Annotated in this window: 6 protein-coding genes; 3 read left to right on the forward strand and 3 right to left on the reverse strand. The window is 71.6% G+C overall.

The genetic code is table 11. From position 1 onward, the window contains the following. Positions 1-9 precede the first annotated feature (9 nt). Together LL648_RS34705 and LL648_RS34710 are read right to left on the reverse strand one after the other, a co-directional pair. Positions 10-429: a hypothetical protein gene (locus LL648_RS34705; protein ID WP_232667056.1), complete on the reverse strand. Its 420-nt coding sequence runs from the start codon at positions 427-429 to the stop codon at positions 10-12. Between the two features lie 66 nt (positions 430-495). Then, complete coding sequence (locus tag LL648_RS34710; RefSeq protein WP_232667057.1) at positions 496-936, reverse strand: YdeI/OmpD-associated family protein; 441 nt, start codon at positions 934-936, stop codon at positions 496-498. A 179-nt stretch (positions 937-1,115) separates the two neighbouring features. Between LL648_RS34710 and LL648_RS34715 the strand changes: the two genes are divergently transcribed. After that, positions 1,116-2,771, forward strand: coding sequence for a serine/threonine-protein kinase (locus LL648_RS34715; RefSeq protein ID WP_232667058.1), 1,656 nt, complete (start codon positions 1,116-1,118; stop codon positions 2,769-2,771). Then, on the forward strand, positions 2,771-4,318 hold the full coding sequence (locus LL648_RS34720) for a serine/threonine-protein kinase (RefSeq protein ID WP_232667059.1): 1,548 nt from the start codon (positions 2,771-2,773) through the stop codon (positions 4,316-4,318). The genes LL648_RS34715 and LL648_RS34720 overlap by 1 nt, the downstream gene beginning before the upstream one ends. Positions 4,319-4,418: 100 nt before the next feature. On the opposite strand, the gene LL648_RS34725 is transcribed toward LL648_RS34720, so the two are convergent. Further along, the gene (locus LL648_RS34725; protein WP_232667060.1) at positions 4,419-22,232 is read right to left on the reverse strand and encodes a hypothetical protein; all 17,814 of its coding nucleotides are present in this window, start codon (positions 22,230-22,232) and stop codon (positions 4,419-4,421) included. 52 nt (positions 22,233-22,284) lie between these two features. Between LL648_RS34725 and LL648_RS34730 the strand changes: the two genes are divergently transcribed. Next, positions 22,285-22,540, forward strand: a 256-nt coding sequence (locus LL648_RS34730) for a hypothetical protein (RefSeq protein ID WP_232667061.1), incomplete at its 3' end; no start/stop codon positions are given.

Raw genomic sequence — 22,540 nt, forward strand, 5'->3', positions numbered from 1 at the left:
CCCTCCCCCTCAGGCCGGCGGCCACCGCCTGCCCGCCTGCAAGTAGTCGTCGTACTCGTTCCCGACGACGCCGGAGTTGACCCACCGTTCGGGGTGCGTGCCGAGTGCCCTCTCGGCGAGCGCAAGGGCGCCCTCGGCCGAGGACGCCGTTCCGACGGCCCGTCCGTCCAGCTCGGCGGCGTCACGGCGCTCGTCGCTCGACTCCGTGTGCTGTTCGCTCAACGAGGGCAGCACTGGCAGGTCCCGAAGCGTGCTGCCGTCGAGATCGGCCCGCTCGAACAGGCTGACCGTGAAGCCCGCCGCCCCCGACCCGATCGAGACCCACCGAATGCCGCGTTCTCCAGCGCCGTCGACGGGGCCGAGGAACTGCTCGATCTCCCTACCGCGCCGGAGCGCCCCGATCGCGAACGGCAAGGCCAGATGCCTCATGGGGGCAAGCTACTTCACCGATCTTCAGAAGCCGGGAGAGGTCGGCGTCCGGGTGATCACCGTGCGTCAGGTCGCGGCCCGCATCGTCGCGACCACCGCCGCGATCCGACGCTCCCGCGTCGCGGCCGTCTTCGCGCCCTCGACGGCGAGCACGTGCCGCTGCCGGTTGCTGTAGGACAGGCTGTCGAAGGCCCGGCGGCAGTCGGCGTCGAGAGCGGCAGCGAGGTCGTCCGGCACCGAGACCTCGCGCGGTGCCGTGTCCAGCTGGAGCTCGACATCGATGACGTCACCCGCCTCGACGCCCGCCTCCGCCCGGTTCGTCGCGCTGACCCCGAGCATGAACGCCCCGCTCATCACCGCGACCGTGCTGCGGTAGCTGTGGGCGTCGTTGATCGTGACGACGACGGCCGGACGCTTCCCGCTGCCGAGCTCGTCGACGACCTCGGGCGGCACCTGGAACCCGGTGGCGGTGCGCCCGTTCAGCTGGAGCGTGGCACGGAACTTCACGAGGCGGATCCTGCCAGGTGCGGCCGTCAGCGGCACTGCTTGCAGCAGGACCACTGGCTTGTGCAGTCGAGCTGCCACCCGCCGCCGGCAGTGAAATCGACGTGTTAACGCGGTGAAACTCCACGTTGGGACTGTGCTCCCGGACCGGTCCGCGGTTCCACGGACGGGGAGGGCGTGCGATGGAGGAACAGTTCGGTCCTTACCGGCTGGAACGGCTCATCGGTCGGGGCGGGATGGGCGAGGTCTTCCGCGCGTTCGACACCACCAAGGAGCGGGTCGTCGCAGTGAAGCGGCTCGCTCCGCACCTCGCTTCGGATGCGGAGTTCCGGACCCGGTTCCGGCGGGAGTCGGAGGTGGCGGCCCGGCTGCGCGAGGCGCACGTGATCCCGATCCACGACTTCGGTGAGATCGACGGCCGCCTCTACATCGACATGCGCTTCGTCGACGGCCTCGACCTCGACACGATCATGACGAAAGAGGGCCGGCTCGCTCCCGAACGCGCGGTCCGGATCATCACCCAGATCGCCAGCGCGCTCGACGCCGCCCACGCCGACGGCCTCGTGCACCGCGACGTCAAGCCGTCCAACGTGTTGCTGGGCGACCGCGACTTCGCCTACCTCGTCGACTTCGGCATCGCCACGCCGATCACCGGCGAGCGCCTGACCGTGACCGGCAGCGCGCTCGGGACGATGTCCTACCTCGCGCCGGAGCTGTTCGGGGGGCACCGCAGGGACAGCCGGATCGACGTCTACTCGCTGACCTGCGTCCTCTACAAGGTCCTCACCGGTCGCCGCCCGTTCGAGGCCGACGGCCTCAACGCCATGATGTACGCCCACGTCAACGTCCCGCCGCCGCAGCCGTCCCGGGCCGCCGGTGTTGCGCCCGCGTTCGACGAGGTGATCGCCCGCGGCATGGCGAAGGACCCCGACCGCCGCTACGCCACCACCGGCGAGCTCGCCGAGGCCGCCCACCGGGCCGCCACCATCGCCAGTCTCACGGTCGAGATGCCCCACCTGTTCCGGCGCGCGCCCGTGCCGGCAGCAGGCCCGGACCTCGGCCGGACCGTGGGCCAGCGGCCGGTCGCTCCGGCACTCCGTCCCGATCCGCCGGTAGCGTCTCCGGCACCTGCGACCCCGACACCAGTGCCACCGACACCGGCGCCCGCTCCGAGCCGCACCCGCCGGACGTTGCTCATCGCGGCCGGTGCCGTGCTGCTCGTCGGATTGACGGCGGGCGGCATCGCCGTCGCTGCGAACGGGTGGCCGGCGGCTGCCCCGTCGACCACGCCGTCGACCACGCCGTCGACCGGCCAACCGCCGGTCCCACCGACGGTCGCGGCTGCGCCGGTCGAGCCCGAGCGGACCGGCACGACGGCGTACACCGACCCGGCGGGCCGCTTCGCGTTCGCCCGGCCGACGAACTGGCTGGACGAACCGCTGCAGGCCGACGAGCTGGTGTCGATCTACAACCCCACGCCCGCGATCGTCTTCCCGAGCCAGGCCTGGTACCACGCCGACCTCAAGGTGCGCGCCGGCAAGGGCCCGCAGTCCCTGGTCACCCGCACGAGTGAGGAACGCACCCGCCTGCTCGGCCTTCCCGGCGCCCGGATCACGCTCGAAGAGCACGTCACGCTGCCCGACGCCACACCGGCCTTCCTGCTCGGAGCGGTGCACATGGACTCGGAGAAGCAGGTCGAGGTGGCCGACCTCGTGCTGGTGGCGGTCGGCGACGGGACGTGGGTCGTGGCTGCCGGGACCGGCCTGTCCTACACCTGGCACGTCGAGAAGCCCGCGCTCGACGCCACGCTGCGCACCTTCACGATCGGAGCCCCGTGATGACCGGGATCAGCGAGCTGACGTTCGGCCACTACGAGCTCGAAGGGCTGGTCGGCAGGGGCGGGATGGGGGAGGTCCACCGCGCTTTCGACACCGTCAAGCGCCGCAGGGTCGCTCTCAAGCTCCTCGCCCCGCACCTCGCCTCCGACGAAACGTTCCAGGAGCGATTCCGACGGGAGTCGGAGCTGGCCGCCAGGCTGCGCGAGCCGCACGTCATCCCGATCCACGACTACGGCGAGATCGAGGGCAGGCTCTTCATCGACATGCGGCTCGTCGACGGCCGCGATCTGCAAACCGTCATCTCGGAGAACGGAGCGCTCGCCCCCATCCGCGCCGCCACGATCATCACCCAGATCGCGGGCGCGCTCGACGCCGCGCACGCCGACGGGCTCGTGCATCGCGACGTCAAACCGTCGAACATCCTGCTCACCGGCTCCGGAGGGACGAGCGACTTCGCCTACCTCGTCGACTTCGGCATCGCCTCGGCAACCAGCGGCGACCGCCTGACCAGGACCGGCACCACGCTCGGGTCCGTCCTCTACATGGCACCGGAGCTGTTCGACGCCGGCGACCGGCGCGACAGCCGCATCGACGTCTACTCGCTGGCCGGCGTGCTGCACACGATCCTGACCGGGCACAGCCCGTTCGACACCGACGGCTACGCGGCGACCGTCTACGCCCACCTCCGATCGGCGCCTCCACGGCCGACGCGGAGCCACCCGCACCTCCCTTCCGCCATCGACGACGTCATCGCACGCGGCATGGCCAAGAACCCCGACGACCGGTACGCCACCGCGGGCGAGCTCGCCGAGGCCGCGCAGGCGGCCCTCGTCGGCAAGCGGGCTCCGCTGCCAGCAGCACCGGCCACGGAGGAGGTCACCATCCAGCATCCGCGCCCGCCGGCGGCAGCGGCGGACCGATCGCCTGCCCTCGCCGCCCCGCGTCGCCGCAAAGCGCTGGTCATCGGGCTTGCGGCGCTCGTGGTCGCCGGGCTCGTCGCGGCCGGCGTCACCATCGTCACCACGAGGCCCACAGCCGATGCGCCGGTCGTCGTGGCGGCGCCGCCGACCACCGTCCCCGCGGATCCCCCCAACACCTACGTCGACAAGCACGGCCGCTTCCGGCTGGTCCCGCCGTCGGGGTGGAAGGAGACGGTCGCCGCACAGGGTCTGCTGACCTTCATCAGCCCGACACCCGCGGCGAATCCCTCGGGTGCACCGTTCGAGGTGGGCATCGCGGTCGCGGTCTTCACGTCCGTCGGGTCGCTCGACCAGGTCGTCGATGCGTCGAGAACCACCTTCCAGGTGGCCCCCGGCATCAAGCTCGGCATGGACGCGCGGATCAAGCTCGAGGACGGCACCCCCGCGCACCTGTTCACCTACACGGTCACGCCGCCGGGGAGCGATCTGACGGTGTGGCGGGCCGAGCTGGTCGCTGTGCGCGACGACACCACCTTGTTCACCGTCTCCGGCACGTCCCTCGCGTCGGAAACGGCCGACAACCAGCAGATCCTCACCGCCGCGCGGACGCTGAGGGTGACCCGCTGATCCGCGTCGGGTTCCCCGGGTTGTGTGCGTTGCGCACGCGAGGGCAGGAAAGCCACTTTCCGGCCCTCACAGGGCAGGAAAGTGGCTTTCCTGCCCTCCATCAGGAGTCGTCGCTGTCCGGCTCGATGACCAGCCCCATCCCTTCCAAGGCGGCCAGCAGGTCGGCTTGCAGATCCGCTTGCGGGTTGCTGGACGAAGGCGCCGCGTCCGGCCCGGGACTCGTCACCGCGGCCACCGCACCGAGGAAGCCGCCTCCGAGGACGGGGCCGGCCGCCGGGGCCGCACGCTCGACGATCCCGCTCGCCCTGGCGAACGCCAGCAGCGCGAGCCCGTCGACCGCGTATCCGGCGAATCCGGAGAGGACCGTCCCGTCGAGGAGCCGACCGCTCCGGTCGCGGCGGCGGACGACCTCCGGGGCCCGCCCGGACAGGAGACCGCGCAGGACGTCGGCGCCACACTCGCAACGGACGCCCACGAGTGCCGCACCCGGTCCCACCCGTGTGACCGGTTGGCTCCCGCCGAGCGTGACGCGGACGTGGTGGACGCCGGTCACGAACCCCACACCACCGGGATCGGGCAGCACCTCGACCGGGACCCGCACCGCGGCCCGCTCGAAGACGGGCAGCGGCATGGGCGAACCGAGCAGGCGCTCGTCGGTGATCCGCAGGATGGCGACGTCGAGGCCGCGCGCGAGCCCGAAGACCACACCGGCGGGCACACCCGCGACGGCACCGGCAGCCCGCAGCTCGGCCGCGAGCTCACTGGAAGCGGGTCGGTCGAGCGTGGTCCCACGGAACTCGCCCTGCGGCAGCACCACCCGCACCTCGGTGCCGGCCTGTCCGGCGATGTCGCGGGTGGTCAGGACGTACGCGGTGCCGTCGGCGACGAGGAGGACCAGTCCCCAACCCCCTCGACCGAGGCGCGCCAACCGGTTCCGCATCGGGTGGTCCGGCCGGTCGGGCGTCGATCCGTTCTGCACCTGGCGCCCGACCGCCGCCCCGAGACCCCGCAGGTCGGGCAGGGGCGCCCGGTCGTGGACGTCGACCTCGGCGTGGTCGGGGTGCTGGATGTGCTCCATCTCGTGCTCGAAGAGCTTGCGCCGCTCCGCCGGGCCGAGCACGCCGCCCACCAGCGCGTCGTAGGTGCGCCGGTCGACGTACAGCCAGCCGTCCGCGTCGGCCCAGACGGCCAGGTCGCCCGGCCCGCCGTGGCGCACGATCTCCTCGTTGAGGTCGTCGACAACACGCAGCCCACGCCCACGACGGCTGGTCATCTCCCATACGTTGAGCCCGGTCAGCTCGCCGAGCGCCGGATCGCCCGCGGGCAGCTCGAACGCCACGGGCATCCACGACACGACCGTTGCGAAGACCGCCAGATCGGCGGGGCTCGCCGGCCGCCCGGAGAACAGTGACGCCCCACCACCACCGGCACCATCGGGGCCATCACCCACGCCGCGCTCCGCGCACTCGCACACGACGTTCCGCAGCGCGGGGTCGAGATCGGGATCGCCCGCGAGCTCGGCGACGGCTGCCGCCAGCTCCGCCCGGGTCGTCGCGACCAGGTCAGCAGGCGGACCGGCAGCCGCGGCCTCCGCCGTCATCAGCGCACGACGCGCCTCCAGCACCATGAGCGCGAGCCCGGCAAGACCGTGGACCTCGACGCCGCGGCGGTGCTCGTACGCCTTGCGGACCTCGACGAGCCGGCGGCGAGCCGGCCCGACGTCGACACCGCCCACGAGCAGTTGCTCGAGCCGTTCGTGCAGGTCCAGCACCCTGTGCACCGGGCCGGAGCGCTCTACCCACCACTCGCCCGGGGCGCGGGCCCACACCCGCTCGAACCGGTCGCGCACCTCGGCCACCGCCAGCTCGACCTTCGCGCGTGCCTCACGGATCCGCTCCCGCTCGCCGGCGGCGGTCGGGTCGTCGTGCGCCGCGTCCACCGCGATCTTGAGGGCGTCGAACGTGTCGATGACGAACGCGACCTCGGCGAGCGGGTCCTCCGTGCGGATCCGGTCCACCTCGTTCATCGGCTCGACGATCGCGCGCTGGACGTCCGCCCACTCCGCTCCGCTCACCGGCCGGCGCGCCGCCTCCGCCACGAGGTCCGTGAACCGGACGGCGGCCGCCCGCAGCCTCGCGAGCACGGCCTGCTCGCGACGCGGGTCGAGCAGATCGATCCTGGAGACCACCTGCTCGGCAGCCGCGACCTGGGCGGCCGCGGCTGCGGCCCGAGCGGCGGCGCTGTCGCGGACCGCCGCCGACAACTCGTCGGCGGCGCGGCCGAGCACGCCGTCGGCGGCACCGCGGAGCAGCAGGATCACGTTGTCCCGTTCGGCCCGGAGCACCGCGAGCTCAGGGACGTCCTGCTGGTCGGCGAGCTGATCCGTGAGGAGTTGCTCGCGCAGCGCGGCCTGCCCGACCTCGCCGAACCACCAGTAGGCCTGTTCGTCGAGCACCGAGCGATCGGGATCGGTGACCGCGCGTACGCCGGCCGTGTCGAGCGCGCTCTGCAGGTCGACCAGCAGCGCCTCACCGACGAGCGGAGCGAGCGTCTCGCCGAGCTCGTCGATGTCACGCAGGTCCTGCAGCCGGCGCAGCTCGATCAGCGGGTCTCCTTCGGGTCCGGCGACCGGCCGTCCGGTCGCGCGGGCCAGCCGCCGCTGGCGCATCGCCACATCGGCGGCATGCACGCGGCGATGCACTGCGGTGCCACGCAGGTGGAACAGCCGCTCGTGCTCGACCACGTCGGTGAGCAGACCGGCCGCGTCCCAGATCGCGTGCCGGTCGTCGGCCATCCCGATCACGCCGACCCGGCGCTCCCGGTCGTTCCAGCCGAGTGCGTCGAAGCGCTCCATGATCTGCGCGGCCTCCTCCGGCGTCGCGCCTCCTGCCACCAGTGCCGCTATCAGCACGTCACGCCGGACGACCAGCAGCTCCTCGCCGCTCTCCAGCAGTCCCGCGCCCTCGGGGTCCGTACTGCGGACGACCCGCACGCCGACACCCTCGGACCGGACGAGCTCGAACGCCTTGCGGACCGTGGTCACGTTCCGGCCGGAGAGCGAGCCGAGCGACCCGGCGACATCCCGATCCAGCTCGACCGCCGCCTTGGCCCACGCGAGCCGGCACCGCGCAGCGCACAGCGAGACGCGGGCGAGCGGCGGGGCGTCGGCGGTGGCCGGCAGCGCCGCACCGACCGCGTCGAGCTCCTCGATGCCTGGCGCATAGGAATCGAGGGCGTCGAGGGCGTTGTCGATCCCCGCCCGGTACGACGGCGGCAGCTGGTCCTTCACCGCGTCGACGGCCGCAACCGCGAGCGTGACGGGGTTGTCGCCGGCCAACGCGACGCTCTCGGGCATGTCGGGATCGGCGACGGGGACGGTCGCCGGCATGCCTGCCATGGCCGCCGCCAGGTGGGTCAGTTCCTCCTGCGCTTGCTCCCGCCAGCCGGGGAGCGCACCGGCCAGCTCCGCCAGCAGCGGCCACGACGTCGGGAAGCCGGCTTCCTCCGCGGCGCTCAGCAGCTGGTGGGCGAGGCCCGGTTCGAGGCCGATCCGCATCTGGCTCACCATCAGCCCGGCGAGCACTGCGTGCGCGAGCGCCACGTCCCGATCCACGGGCGAGCCAGGAGCGGACGGGGCGGGCATCAGCTCGCGCCACCGCACCGCGATGTCGACCAGCTGCTGGAACGCGGCTGTGTAGGTGTCGACGTCGAGCGGCGACTCGCGCAGCGGCCCCAGCTCGACGGCGAGGTCGTGCAGGCGGGACGCAACGGCCGAGAGCACCTCGTCGGCCTTCGGCCGGTCCCCGGCAGCGAGGAGCGCAGCGGCCTCGTCCAGCCGCGGCTCCAACACACCCAGCTCGACGACGATCAGGCCGGCCGCGACGCCGCGCAGCAACCGCCGCTCGGCCGCCGCCTCGGCCGCGGCGATGAACGCCTGACCGGTTTCGACGTCCTTGTCGTGGATCCGCTTGGTGTGGCCGGCACCGCCGAGGTGGAACCGGCGTTCGTGGGTGAACACGACCGGCAGGGCGTCCAGCCGCCGCAGGTGCGCGAAGCGCTCCGCGGTCATGACGATCACGTCGCGCGGACCGGGGCCGGTGGGCCGCCGGAAGGACACGGCGTCGGTCCGGCTGACCGTGCCCGCTCCGTCGGGCGCGCCGCCCCCGTCCAGCACGTCGATCATCACGGCCTCGTCGACGAGCACCAGGACCTCGCCGTCCAGCAGCTCCGCGACGGCCGCCGCTCCCGTGTTGCGCAGCACCTGCCCCGGCAGCGATCCGTCCAGCACACCGGCGGCCACCTGCTCCGCCGCTGTCACGACGAGCTCGGTCTGCTTGTCGTCGAGGATCCCGTGCGGACCGCCCTGCTGCCGGAACCCCTTCCACCACCGCTTCATCGCGGACGAGGCAGCGCGGTGAGCGGTCGGGCCGCCCGGCCACGACTTCCGGGTGCGCTCGATCTTCTCGAGCAGGTCGAGCACTTGCCCGCTGCGCTCGGCCCGCCGCTCGGACCAGCGCGAGACGTTCGTGCCGAGCACGAAGGTCTCGTTGGGCAGGCCGTCCAGCAGCGGCAGCAGCTCGCGGCCCTTGTTGGCGAGCACCCGCGCGTCGGTGTCGACGTCGAGCATCTCGGTGGTGACCCGGCCGCCACCGAGGATCTCGACGAACCACCCGATCCACCGGTCGACGTCGCCGACCTGCGCCTCGGCGGCGATGCCGCGCTGCTTGTAGACCAGGTCGGCGTCGGCCTTGTCGAGCCAGCGGTCGAGCAGCGCGATCAGCTCGTCGGCGGCCGGGCCGCGACCTGCCAGCTTGGCGAGCTTCGCGCGCCGTTTGGCGATGTCCGGCGTGCGCGGAGCATCGTCGAACAGCGGGCCGGACACCTCGGTGATCCGATTCATGGCGGCCTCTGTCCCGGCGATGGCCGCCCGGTTCTTCGTCACGTCGGCGTCGTGGGCGGCGTCGTCGGCGAACCTGCCCTCGATGTGCCCGCGCTCGTGGTCGACCACCCGCGGCAGCTCCCCCAGCCGCGCCAGGTGCTCGTAACGAGCTTCGGTCATCAGGATCACGGCGTCGCCGGTCGCGCCTCGGAAGGTGACCGCGTCGAAGCGCGCGGCGATGTCGGCGGCCCGCTCGGCGCCCACGAGCCACTCCAGCACCGACAGCACGACCGAGCCGTCGACGAGCACGAGGCTCTCGCTGCGGCGCAGCAGGCCCGGCGGCGCAGGCTCGGTGCGCGACACGTCGCCGGCCGGTGGGGCGCCGTTGCGCAGCGTCCGCCCCTTGATCCGACCGGACGCGACGGCCGAGACGATCTTCGTGGTCGCGCTGAACAGCACGTTGAGCTCGTGGGTGTCGAAGATCCCGTGCGCGCCGGATCCGTGATCGAACCGGCGGGGCTTCCTGGCCACGATCGCTGCCGCCAGCACCAGCTCGACCGCCACCGCGGTGCCGGCGACAGCCAGCACCCCGATGACACCGTGGACCCCGGCTGCCGTCGCGGCCCCGATGGCGATGCTCGCCACGAGCGAGCCGAGACCGATCGCCGGCACCCTGGCCGCCACGAACGCCGCGCCGAACTGCTTGTACAGCCTGAACGGCACCGCATCCAGCAGGCTCGACCGCGCAACACCTTCTTGCAGGCCGCTGGCGACCTGGATCGCGACCCGGCTCAGGAACAGCGTCCAGAACACGCTGACCGGCGCGACGAAGGGCAGGACGTTCGCCAGCAGCGGCACCACCAGCGCACCACCGAGCAGCAACGCCGCCGTGCGCAGGCCGGCCAGCTTGGTGAACACCCCGGTGAGGGCCCCCGCGAGGGTCAGGACACCGGCGCCCAGCGCGGCGAACGACAGCAGCGACCGCATGGAGTCCGCCAGCCCCAGCGACTTGATCACCAGCGCCTCCGTGCCGAGCACCGAGCCCAGCACGAACCCGTCGACCGCACCCAGCGCGATGGGCACGATCGCGCCGTGGCGCAGGAAGGCGAGCGTCCGCGCCCCGAACCCGCGGCGCTCCGCACCGGGTTCGCGGTGGAAGAGCGTCCGCAGCCGGCCCACCAGGTTCGCCGCCGCGCGCGGCGCGGCCGCCAGCCGGGCGAGCAGGGTCCGGGCCCGCTTCCGCAGGTCCATGACGGACCCGTCGCTGCGCTCGTCCGGCCGCCAGCCCTTGCCACGCGGGCCGGCCGCCCCGGAGTCCTTCGGCATCAGCACGAGCGCACCGACGGCGAGCAGGACCATCTCGGCGGCGAGCGAGTAGAACGCCGGCTTGTAGTCCGTGACGAAGGCCAGCAGCAGCTGCAGGGCGAGGAACCGGAACAACCAGCGCCCCATCGTCGACGCGCTGCGCATGACCTGCTGGAACTTCTCCCGGTCCTTCTTTGTCGGGAAGACGAGCTCGGTCTCGACCAGGCCCTTGGTCAGTGCGTCCACGACGTTGGTGAAGCCGAGCACCCCGGCCAGCGCGAGCACCGCCCCGAACCATCCGGCGTTCGCCAGCGCGACCAGCACCGCCGCGGTCCCGAGGAGCGCGCCGACCAGCAGCGACCGCTGGCTGTACCGGCCGGCGAGGAAGCCCGACGCCAGCGTCGCGGGCGCCGACGTGCCCTGGTTCACCGTGAAAGGTGCGTTCGCCTCGCCCGGCGACACCCTGAACTTCTCCTGCATGTTCGGCGCGACGTCGGGCAGCACCAGCGCGCTCCCCACGGACGAGGCGCTGGAGAGCAGCCCGCCGAAAACACCCTGGACCCAGCGGAAGCCGTCGAGACCGGCGAGGCGGCGCAGCGCACCCAGGCTCACGTCGGCGCCTGCACCGGTGAGGTGCTCGGCGAGCGCGAGCCGGTCGGCGGGCGACATCCGCTGCACCGTCTTCAGGGTCTTCGTGTCGGTGTAGATGCGCGAAGGCTCGTCGGGGTCGGGGTCGGGGACGAAGAGGACGGCGAACCCGGCATCGCCTCGCGCGATCCGCTTGCCGTCGATCGCGAGGTGCAGGCCGTCGACCGGCACCACGGAGAACCCGGGGACGGCCCGCATGCCGTGCAAACCGAACGCGGACTTCCCGTCCACCGCGGGTGCCGAACGGACGCCCAGGTCGTCGAGCACCTCACCGACGAGCCCGTGCTGGTGCGTCGTGGGGTGCACCGGGGTGCGCGCCTGCAGGTCCATGACCGTGTAGTCGGACACCAACTCCGCCGGCGGCGCCTCCTGGACCGGCAGCAGGCCTACCCTGCCGGTGCCCAACCGCATGCCGAAGCGGGCGCCGGCCCACCACGTCCGCACCGGCGCGGTGACGTCGGTGAGCAGCGCCCCGGCCCAGCCGCCCGCGTACCGGGCTGCGTACCTGGTTGCGGCGACCCACCGGCCGAGCCGGACGGACACCGGCGGGCCACGCCCGGTGGCGACCACCACGACCGCAACCGCCGCCGCAACCACCAGACCGACCACGCCGTGGTCGATCACGATCTGCAGGACGTCGCCGAGTTCGGGCAGCAGGCCCGCGCTCCCACCGTCGCCGATCCCCTGCCCGGGAGCGGCCATCGCCTTGCCCTGTCCGAACCCGCCGCCGATCAGGAGCACCGCGGTACCCGCGATCCCGACGAACATCGGGACGATCCGCTTCAGCCTGTCGAGCCATCGCTTGCTGTCCGAGAGCGCGCTCTCCACGGCCTTGCGGCGGGTGTTCAGCTCCTTGCGCCGGTCGCCCGGCAGGCCCTGCTGGCCGCGCTCCTTGTCGATCTCCGTCAGCTCGGCCGCGAGCGCCTTGCGCTTCGACTCGGCCTCCGCGAGCTCCTTGCTCAAGTAGCGGCCCGGCTCCACCTGCGGGGGACCGATCGCGGCCCGCGCCCGCACGGCGGCGTCGAGCCGGTTCTGCAGATCCTTCCGGCGTGCGTCGAGCGTCCTGATCCGGCCGTCCCGGATGCGCCCGAACCAGGTCGACCGGCCACCGCCGCCGTTCCTGAACGCCTTCGTCCGTTCCCGCGCGAGCTCGGCCTTGACCGCGTCGAGCTTCTTCGTGATCCGGTCGATCTCGGCCGTGGCGCGGTCCTGCATGCGCTTCTGGAACTCGCCGGGAAGCATGGCCAGCCGCTTCCGGATGTCCGCCCTGGCCTTCGCGTTGTACGCGCGGACGGCCTTGCGCTTCTTCTTCCGGCGCTCCGACTTGTCTCCCGGCCGCTTGCTGTCGTGCGCGTCCTCCGCGAGGTGCCGCACGAGCATCCGCTGCGCGTGGTTCACCAGGTGCAGGAACGCCAGTTCCATCCGCTTGACCGGCGAGCGGGCGGCCCACCGCCCGATCCGGCCCGGGATCTTGGTCAGCCCACGCGCCATCCAGAAGAGCAACTTGACCAGCACCCGCTGCGGGCCGGTGAGCAGGTCGAGGGACTTGCGCGCCTTCCCGTCGTAGGCGACGGCGTGGAAGGAGAACCGGCGTTGCCAGATCGGCACCCCGTTGAGGCGGATCTCGCCACCGATCTGCCAGAAGACGTAGTTCTCCCACCGCTTCGACCGGAGGCCCCAGTCGTAGGAGGAGATCCAGTACGTGAGCCGCGCCGACAGCCGCCAACCGACCACCTTCGGCGCCCGGACGTCCGGCATCGGGAGGAAGAGGATCCCGGACACGATGTAGTGCTTGAGGAACGGTCCGAACGCGATCTGCGGGAGGGCCACCAGACCGGCCGCGACCCACGACCACGCCCCACCCATCGAGTACAGCGACGCGATCAACGGGGTGTTGATCACGAACAGGAACGAGAGCTGGTGGTCCGGCGCAAAGGCCAGCGGCACCTTTACGCGTTCCGTCTCGTCCTCGCGGTGCAGCTTGTGCGACATCGACATCGTCAGGTAGCCGGCGATCAGGTATCCGGCACCGACGATCTGCAGGGAGAACGGGCCGACCAGGTCCCACGTCGCCAGCGGCACCGTCCACAGCGTGAACACCGCGGCGATCATCACCGCCCGCTCCCACCGGACGCCCACGAACCACTTCACGAGGCGGCCGGGCCACTGCCAGAACTTCCACCAGACCGCGGCCTTGTCGCGCGCCGGCAGCTTCCAGTGCGGGAACAGCAGCAGGAACGGCAGCACCGTCGCCGTCAGCTCCGCACCGATCGTCTTGACGAGCAGCGGCGTGATGGCGAGCACGGTGAGGCCGTACATCACCCCCGGCAGGTACATCCGGTGCTCGACGTCGAACGTCAGCCGCTTGCGCAGCTGCCCGACCCACCGGAACGCCTTGCCGAGCTTCACGGCGGCCTTCGGCGGCCCGCGGGCCTTCCAGTTCTTGACGAACCGCACGATGACGACAACCGCGGACGCCGTCACACCGAGCCCGATCCAGAGCGCCGGGTCGGACACCACATCGAGCACCGCGGACCAGAAGTCACCGCCGGTCCCACCCCCCGGAGTGCCGGGGTCGGCGACGGCCCGGTTGCCGCCGAACGCCGCCGGCAACACCAACGCGCCCCCGACGAGGAACCCGATGAACGCGATGGTGTTACGCCCCTTCCACCCGCGGCCGGCGTAGATGGCGCGGAGGGTCTTCCGCATCGGATTCCAGTCGGCAGCCGGGAGCGTCTCCTTCAAGGCGTCGATCACGACGAAGCGGTCACTGGCAGGCAGATTGCCCAGTACGAACGACAGCGCCTTTTGGAAGCCCTTACGGTCATTCTCGAACAACCCGGGCGAGCGGCGATCGAGCCGAGCCCAATCGTTGAGGACCGCGTTGAGTTCCGCCGGGCTGAAGCTCGCGGGCAGAACCGCGCCGCCGGCTACCGCACCTGGTCGTGGTGCGCCCGGGCGGGGCAGTACACCGAACCCGCGCTCGCCGCGTGCCTCCTCGATCTCCGCCGCTTCCGCCTCGGTCAGCTCGATCTGGAAGAGGTTCTCCATGATCATTCTGAAGGAACCGATACCTGGCCCGGGCATCCGCTTCAACAGGTCGATCCAACGAGCGCGATCGTTGATCCGGTTCTCGAATATGAAGTCCACCACGACCTGGCGACGAGCCTTCCACGCTTCCTGCTGGCCGACCGCCGCGTCCATCTCGCTGCCCAGCACCGTCGCCTGCTCGGCCAGCCAGGACTGTGAGCTGTCGGTGTCCCCTTCGGTCTGCGGGATCGCCAGCGCACGCCGCATCGCTTCGTACAGGTGTTCGCTGGTCGCCACGACGTAGTGCTCGCCGTCGGCGATCCCGACCTGCTGCGCCCGTTCCAGGTCGGCGTTGCGAACCGGCACCGGGTGCATCTTGCGGAAGGGCCGCTTGATCCCGGTCGCCTGCACGACCCACAGACCGGTCTCGAAATCGAATCCGAGCACGACCCAGCGACGCCCCCCGCTGGTGTCGAAATCACCGACCTCGGCCCCACGCGGCTGGTGCGGGTCGTACACCAGCAGCTGCATCGCCTTGTAGTTCGGGCTCGATGACTTGACGACGCGACGGACGTAGACGCGCAGCCTGGTGAGCGTCGTCCCGTCCGGGTGCACCAGGCTGAACACGAGCGGGAAGGTGTCGGCCGGCCCCGGGTTGACCACTCGGTCGCCGAACTGGTTCAACAGGTGGGTCTGCAGGACCGGACGGATGTGCTGTGTGCCCATGAGCGGCGCGATCTCGATGGATCCCGCGCCGCGCGCCACAACCTCGAACCGCTCGCCGAGCAGCTCGCGGAGCGAGCGGATCACTTCGTCCCGTTTGTCTCGCAGCGCAGGGTGGTCAAGCGTGATCATCGAGGGGAACCAGTCGCCGTTCCGCATCCGATCCCGCAGGTGCGAGGCGAACTTGGAGGGGGCGATGGCCGTCCGGCGTGCACCCTCGACCACCAGCTGGTTGGTCCAACTCAACGTGAACCGGTACTCCCGGAACGGCGGACCGTGAAGACGAGTCGCACCCGCCTCTCCACCGGGTGGGACGGTGCGTCCCAGGTGCACCGGCGGCGCGTTGGACGCGATCGGGATCGTGACGCCCGGTCGGCCGATGCGCACGGCGTCCGGCGTGCCGAGGGGGTCGGTCAGGGCGCCCGGCGCCTGCGTGGTGTTGAGCCCGGTCCGGTCGACCCGGAACCAGGAACCGTCGGTCGTGATCCGCGACCTGCCGCCGGTGTCCTCGTTGGGGGCGTGCAGCCACACGGTGGCGTCCGATGCCACTGCCGGCGCCTGCAGCTCCTGGAACAGCTCGCCCATCGCGACGGGGCAGCTGCCGAGCCCGCAACCCAGGATCACCACGTCCGGGTGGCTGCCGGTCTCGGCCGCGATCTTCGCTGCCCGCACCCGCCAGTCGTCGTAGCCCGGCAGCATCCGGATCAGCTTGCCCGCCTGCTTCGCGGTCAGCCGGATCTTCCCGCCCGGCGTCTGGATGAAGAGCCCGTCGTCGTCGTTCTGGATCACGACCACGTAGGCGTTCGGGTCGGCCACGAGGTGCTGACCGTAGGCGTCGCGGAGATCGCCGCGCATCGCGAGGATCGCGCCGTTGGGGCCGGCCGCGTAACTGAACAGCTCGGCGAGCGAAGGCAGCTCCTCGTCGGTCACCCGCCAGTCCTCGCTCCGCTGCGGGTCGTCGGCCTCCTGCACCTCGCCGTCTCCGGAGTCTTTGCTGTCTCCGGAATCCTTGTCGACGAAGCGCACGTTGAGCAGCTCTTCGAGCTTCGAGATCTCCGCAGGCTGCAGCGCGGAGACGAAGTCGGCCCCGTCGAGCAGCATCGCGCCGCCCGGCAGCTCGGCGCCCTTCGGGAGGACCGTGCCGGCCTGGACGCGGATCGCCTCGGTCAGGACGGTGCCTGCGGGGAGCTGTTGCCCGCCGGGCAGCAACGCACCACCCGGGAGCACCGTGCCCTTGGGCAGTACGGCGCCGCCGGGGAGCACGATCCCGCCCGGAAGCTCGGCGTTCTCGGGCAGGTGGACCTTGTTGGGAGCCGGCACCGCGTCCGGACTGCCGAGCCCGCCCCTGACGATGTCCACCTCAGGATCGGCGTCGTTCTTCGGCCCCGCATCCTTGGGTGCAGCATCCTTGCGTACAGCGCCGAGCAGCTTGGCGATGTACGCGACGCGGGCGGGGTCGACGGGCTGGTCCGGGTTGGTCGGGTCGGTCAGCGGGGTCTTGAGCTGCTGCGCCAGCTGCACGAACTGGACCGGCAGGACCTGCTGGACCGGCTTCTGCTGCTCGTCCGCGTTGGCGGGGTCGGCCACCTCGTAGGGGTTCTTCGCGAGGTGGTCCAAGAGCGCGGGGTCGATCGGGTCGACGAGCTCGTTGAGGTAGTCCACGACCAGCGGGTGATCCATCGTGAGCTGGTTGGACTCGTCGCCGACGAGCCCGATCAGCTTCTCGATCTCCGGGGCGTCCTCCGGGGCGAACGAGAAGTTCTGCAGCTTGGTGATGTGGTGGACGTTCCCCCGATCCGTGATGTTGATCTTCGAGCCGGGGTTGCGGGCGATGTACTGCGTGACTCCGGCGTCGTTGGTGACGGTCCGGTTGCGGTACCAGCCGTTGCCGTCCTCGTCCAACGCGGCATTGACCTCGTCGGGCGAGACACCCAGCCGGCTGGCGACGGCCTCCACCGGAACCTGCTCATTGGGACGCAGCTGCGCGTCGTCGAGCAGCCAATGCACCCGTTCGGTCATGGTGAGGTCATCGCTGCCGGGCAGCTCCTTCGGCAACCAGTTCCGGTCACCGAGGCTGGTCGCCGGGTTGAACGTCGTCCCGAACGGCGCCGCCTTCATGCGGTGGTGAACGACGCGTTCGCCCTTGATCTGGCCACCTTCCAGGAGGAACCAGGTGAAGCCTTCGACACTCGGGTTCCGCGCGACGTCGTAGCCGCTGTTCACCCAGGAGCCGTAGTCGAACACCTCCGCCGCGCCGGCGAAGACGCGAGCCGAGACCTCGAGCCTGCCGTTCGCCCCGGCGGTCGTGGCCGTCTTCGCGAGCCGGCCGAGGCCGCGGGCGGCGCCGGCAGCACCCATCGTGGCGGCATCGAGCCAGTGGCCACGGGCCGCCGCGCTCGTGAACGGGTTGATGCTCTGCGAGTAGTAGAGCCGCTCGCCGAGCTCCCACGCCGCCGAGGCACCCATCCCGGCTGCGACGGTCGTCGTCGCGGTGTTGGTCAAGGCCATCGCACCGGCGGTGGTCCGCACCGCGTTGAACATCGTCGCCGCCCGCGCGACCTGCACGCCGGCCATGGCTCCTCTCGCCGTCCATGCCGCCGCCACGGCCGGTGTCGACATCCCCCAAGTGACGTACAGCGACACGACGGAGAGGACGGTCATCACGACGGTGCCACCGACGTTCACGGTCCGTTCGAAGGGAGTCGTGATCGTCGCGTCCGACGTCCCGAACCTGAGCTGCTCACCCGCCGGGATCGGCGCCGCCGTCCCGTCCGCGTTCACCCTGATCGGCGTCAGGCCGACGAGGTCGTCGGGGAGGACGAATTCCATCTTGGGGCTCGAGAACATGGAGCTGTCCTCGAACATCTCGTTCTCGTCCTGCAGCTCTGCGAACGAATCGAACTTGCCACCCAGCACGAACGTCGGCGTGCCGTCCTTCATCACGAAGAACAGCGTCACCGCGCCGGCGGGCTGGCCGTCCTTGAGCAGCCCTGTCGTGACGAACCTGACCTCGCCGCCGCCGGCTGCGGCCGCGCGCAGGTTCTCCATTTCCTCGTCGACCTTGTCCTTGTCGACATTGCCGCTCGCGTCGGTGTAGTTCGCCTCGATCAGCTTGCGGTTCACCGCCCAATCGCTGCTGACCTGCGGACGGCTGACGGCATCCATGTACTCCGAGACGGTCATCCGGGAGGCGAGCGCAACCTTCTCCGCGCGGCTCAGGTGGGCGACCCGATCCGCGTTCCGCCCGACGTAGTGCTCGAAGCCGGGGAAATTGAGCGCGGCTGTCTGCGCGAAGGAGACGTCGGGCAGCCGGCTGGACGGCGAGCGCATCGTGAAGTCGACACCGGCGGCGCGCTGCCCGAAGTCCTGGGCGATGGAGTTGTAGTTCAGCGTCGCCAGCTGGCCGACCACCCGGGCCTCATCGGCGAGGGCGACCTGGTTCGGGTCACCGGAGGCCGCCAGCGCGTTCACCAGAGCCGTCCACCGGTCGACCCGCTCGCTCCCGGTCCGCAACCGGCCGGCCCACCCCTGGTCGTTCGAGGCGTCGGCGAACAGCATGTCGACCGAACGCAGCTTGGCGTCGTTGTCGGCGAACGCGCCCGATGCCGATCCGAGCAGTCCTTCGAGCCGATCCATCTGCGCTGTGAGCCGGAGCCCGTTCTGCGTCAGCGCCTCCTCTTCCTCCTTCGATCCGCCCACCTCGTTGAACCGCAGGACGTCGGCGTTGTGCAGCTCCCGCTGGTGGATGGTGTCGCGCACCTGCGCCTGCAGGTAGAGCGCCGACACGAGCGTTCGGTTGCGGTCACCGACACCGCGCTGGAGGTCGAGGAGGTTGTCCATCGCGCGCTGCATCGGCGGCTGGTTCTCGATGCGCGACGCCTTGTCCGTCGGCGTCGGCCCGGCGAGCTTGTCGAGCACGGCCGGATTCCTGACCAGCTTCTCTTCCAGCTCGGTCGGTGTCGGGGGCCGGTAGGTGAGCCGGTCGATCGCGTCGATCAACCCGCGATCATCGGCCCACCGCTGCGCGTCGATCTTCATCGGCGCCAGCTTCTTGGTGAGCGCGCTGAGCTCCTGGGCGGTGACCCCGCCCTGCCGAGCCGCGTCGATGTCGCGTTCGAGCGCGTCCAGCGCTTCCGCGCCACCGCCGACCTGCTGGAACGCGAACGACCGGTAACGGTTGCCGCTCTGGGACTCCAGGTGCGCCGCCGACGCGGCGGCCAGGTCGAGGATCGAGTAGGGCGCGGTCTTGTCGTAGCGAGCACGGTCCGCGGGCGAGAGCGCGGCGCGCTCCGCCGGGGTGAGCGCCGGCAGCATGAGGTTGGGGGCGTCGGGGTCGAGCCCGAGGCTGACGGCGGTTTCGCGGTCCTTCGCGGTGTTCAGCGAGGGACGCAGGTAGCTGCCGGGCCCGAACACGTTCTGCGGGCGGTTCGCATCGACCGCCGGCAGCCAGGTGGCGTCCGGGTTGCCCTTCCAGTCGTACCGGTCGACACCATCGAGGCTGCCGGCCTTCCAGTTCGCGTCCGTCCACCCGTTCGCGTTGTTCTTCGACGTCGGGCAGTACGGACCGGCGCAGGAGACGCCGGCGTGCTTGTCGCCGTCACCGGCGTTGCGCAGCAGGAGCCGGACACCGCCCGCCACGAACGTGCCCTTGCCGTCGCCGACGATCGGGTTGCCGGCCGGGTCCACCATGTAGCTGCGGTCCGCACCCCAGTCGCCCTCACGGTTGGCGCCGTTGCACGTGCCGTTCGGTCCGCCCCCGGTCGAGCAGACGATCGTGCCGTTGTTGCCGTTGGCGTCGCGGTTGAAGACGACGAACCAGCAGTCCTTGCCCGCGCAGCTCGCGGTGTCGCCGTCAGGGGTGACGATGGTGACCGGCTTGGCCATGCCGCCCGAGAGACCGGCTTCCGCCTTGAGGTTGGCGAGGAAGTAGCCGTTGGGGGCCACCCGGTTGCCGGGGTCGGCGGAGTACTCCTGCAGCGTGCACAGCACCGGGCAGACCGTGTCGTCGTCCTTCGGCGCGAACGTCAACCCGGCCGGGACCTTGCCATCGCGCGGCCGCGAGCACAGCCCGGTGCACTCGATGAACCCGAGGTTGCCCTTGTCGTCGTTCAGCCGGGCCCGCACGACCTCCCCGCCGAGCGACCGGGGTTCGTCGCCGGCCCGGTTGATCATCCGGCGGCCGTCGGGCAGCGAGATGCTGCCGGTCTGGTTGGCGACCTCGAAGAAGCCCAGCGGGTTGCCGTTCCCCGGCGTGATGACGGTGACGCTCGGGTTCACCGGCTTGAGGGACGGCCCGATGAACGGCTTCCCGTCACCGTTGGCGACAACCGTCCAGCCCTCGTGGCCGTTGACCGTCCCGAGGCCGTTGTCCCACGTGATCCGCGCCGGGTTGCCGGCCAGGTCCCGGGCGACGACCTTCAGGTTGGCGTCGCGCTGCTTGACGACGAACTGATCGCCCTTGATGCCGTTGGTGGCGAAGCCGTAGCAACCGTCGATGCAGCTCGTGGCGAAGGGTGCGCCGGTCCGGTCGGCGAGGTCTGCGACGTGGGATGTGCCGGGGCGCGACGGCGTGTCGTAGACGGTGTACGACCCGCTCTTCCCGTCGTAGGCAGTCCCGGTCCCGGTGATCTTGATCTGGCCGCGCCCGTTGATGTCCCGAGCTGCTTCGAGGCCCTGCGTTCCGGTCGCGCGGTCCCAGTCGGGGCCGCCGACCTCGGTCGGGATCGCGCCGGTGAACGGCACGTCGTTCCTGCGCTCGAACGTGACGGTCTCGCCGCTCGGGGCCGTCAGCGTCGCGCCGGTGCAGACGATCGGGCACTTCTTCTCGACGAGCTGCTTGTCGGCGCCGACCACCCAGAGCGTGACGGTCATGCCGTCGTCCTCGAGCTTCGCGCCCGCCTTGCGCTGGTCGGGGTCGAGCGCGATCCGCACGAGGTTGCCCTGCGCGTCGACGGCGAACCCGGGCGGCGGCGCCAGCTTCGGGCCGATGATCGTGTCGCGGTTGTAGCCGCCGGAGACGAATCCCACGCAGTAGCCGTCGCACCTGGCGCCGCCCCCGCCGCCCGGGCCGGCCACCGCGTAGGCCTGGACACCGCAGCTGCCGCCGGACGAGCTGGAGCCCTGGCAGGTGCCCCACCCGAACGCGTCCCAGCGCTTCTTCTCCACCAGGTAGGTGGCCTCGGTGATCCGCTGGTCGGACGCCTCGGCGTGCGCGTAGAAGCTCGCCTTGCAGTTCGCGGCACCCGTGCAGGTGGCACCGGCGCTCGCCTGGCTGCCCTGCGCGAACGCGTGCGCGGTCACGGCGACCGCGCCGGCGCCCATGCCGCCCTTCGCGGAACCGCTCGCGCTCGCGTTGGCCCGGGTACCCGAACGCCCACCCGCCGCCGCCGAGACCGAAGCGGAGTACTCGTGCTCGCAGTTCGTGCCAGGGCTGCCGTTGCAGGAGGCCGCGGCCTGCGCCCACCCGGGCCCGCCTTCGGCGATGGCCGTGGTGAGTGCCTGCCCGTCGCCGGTCGTCCCCTCGCCCCAGCCGGTCGCGGCTGCGGCAGCGCCGGGTGCGGTGTCGGTGCTCTGCGCGCGGTACGCGTAGCGGCACGTGGAGCCCTCGGTGCCCTGGCAGGCAGCGGCCGCCATGGCGTGCTGCCGGCTGGTCTCCGTGACGACCCTGGTGATGCAGCGGCCGTCGGCCGCCGCGGTGCAGCTGCCGTCGGCCGTGGCCTGGTGCACTGCGCCATCAGCGGCGCTCGTGTTGCGTGCGAGCACCGTGCACGTACCGGATCCGTCGCAACCCGCCATGACCTGCGCTTCACCTGCTGCGGCGAAGCCACCGGCCGTCGAGCTGCAGTACCCGGCGGCTGCGCACTCGGCGGCGGCAACGGCACGCGTGGTGCCCTCGGTGACCGCTGCCGTACGCGTGCGGAGCGACTCCACGACGGCTGCCGGGTTGTCGCCGCTCGCGGTCGAGCTGGTCGTGGTGACCGAGCAGGCGCCGGCACCCGTGCGGCCGGATTCGCAGTCGCCTTCCGCGGCGGCGCTCGTGGTGCCCGCCCCTGCCCCCGTGATCACGGCGGTCGTGCCGGAGCTGCCGATCAGCGCGCTGCACGGGGCGGTGCCGCTGCAGCTCGTCCCGCCCCGTGCGATGGACACGCTGGCCGGGCCGGTCCCGGCGGGGAGCTGCGCGGCGGGATCGCCGGCGAGGCGCGCCAGCTCGGCGGCGCCGCCGTTGGGGCGGGCGGCGGTGACGGTCTCGGTGCTCACCTGACCGCGGCAGCCCTGCGGACAGCTCAGGTCGGCGCCGGCCCGGGTCGAGCCGGAGCGGCCCGGAAGCATCGCCGGGTTCGTCGGATCCGGGCTGGCGGGATCCGCGGCCCCGCTGTTGGTGGTGGTGCTGGCGATCGCGTTCGCGCCGACCGCACAGCCGGCCCCGGTGCCGGTGCACCAACCGTCGGCGCGAGAGGTGCTGGTCGCGGTGTCGCCGAGCCCGTTCGTGCTCGCGACGCTGGTCACGACGGCCGTGCAGCCCTTGCTCGCGCACTGCGCCAGCGAGTTGGTCTGCGACATCGTCGCGGGGGCGCCGGTCACCGGCTTCGCAGCCAGCTCCGCGGCCTTCGTCGCGGCCTCGCCCGCCTGCTTCGCCG

This window comes from Pseudonocardia sp. TRM90224 (genome assembly GCF_021245725.1).
Taxonomy (GTDB): Bacteria; Actinomycetota; Actinomycetes; order Mycobacteriales; family Pseudonocardiaceae; genus Pseudonocardia.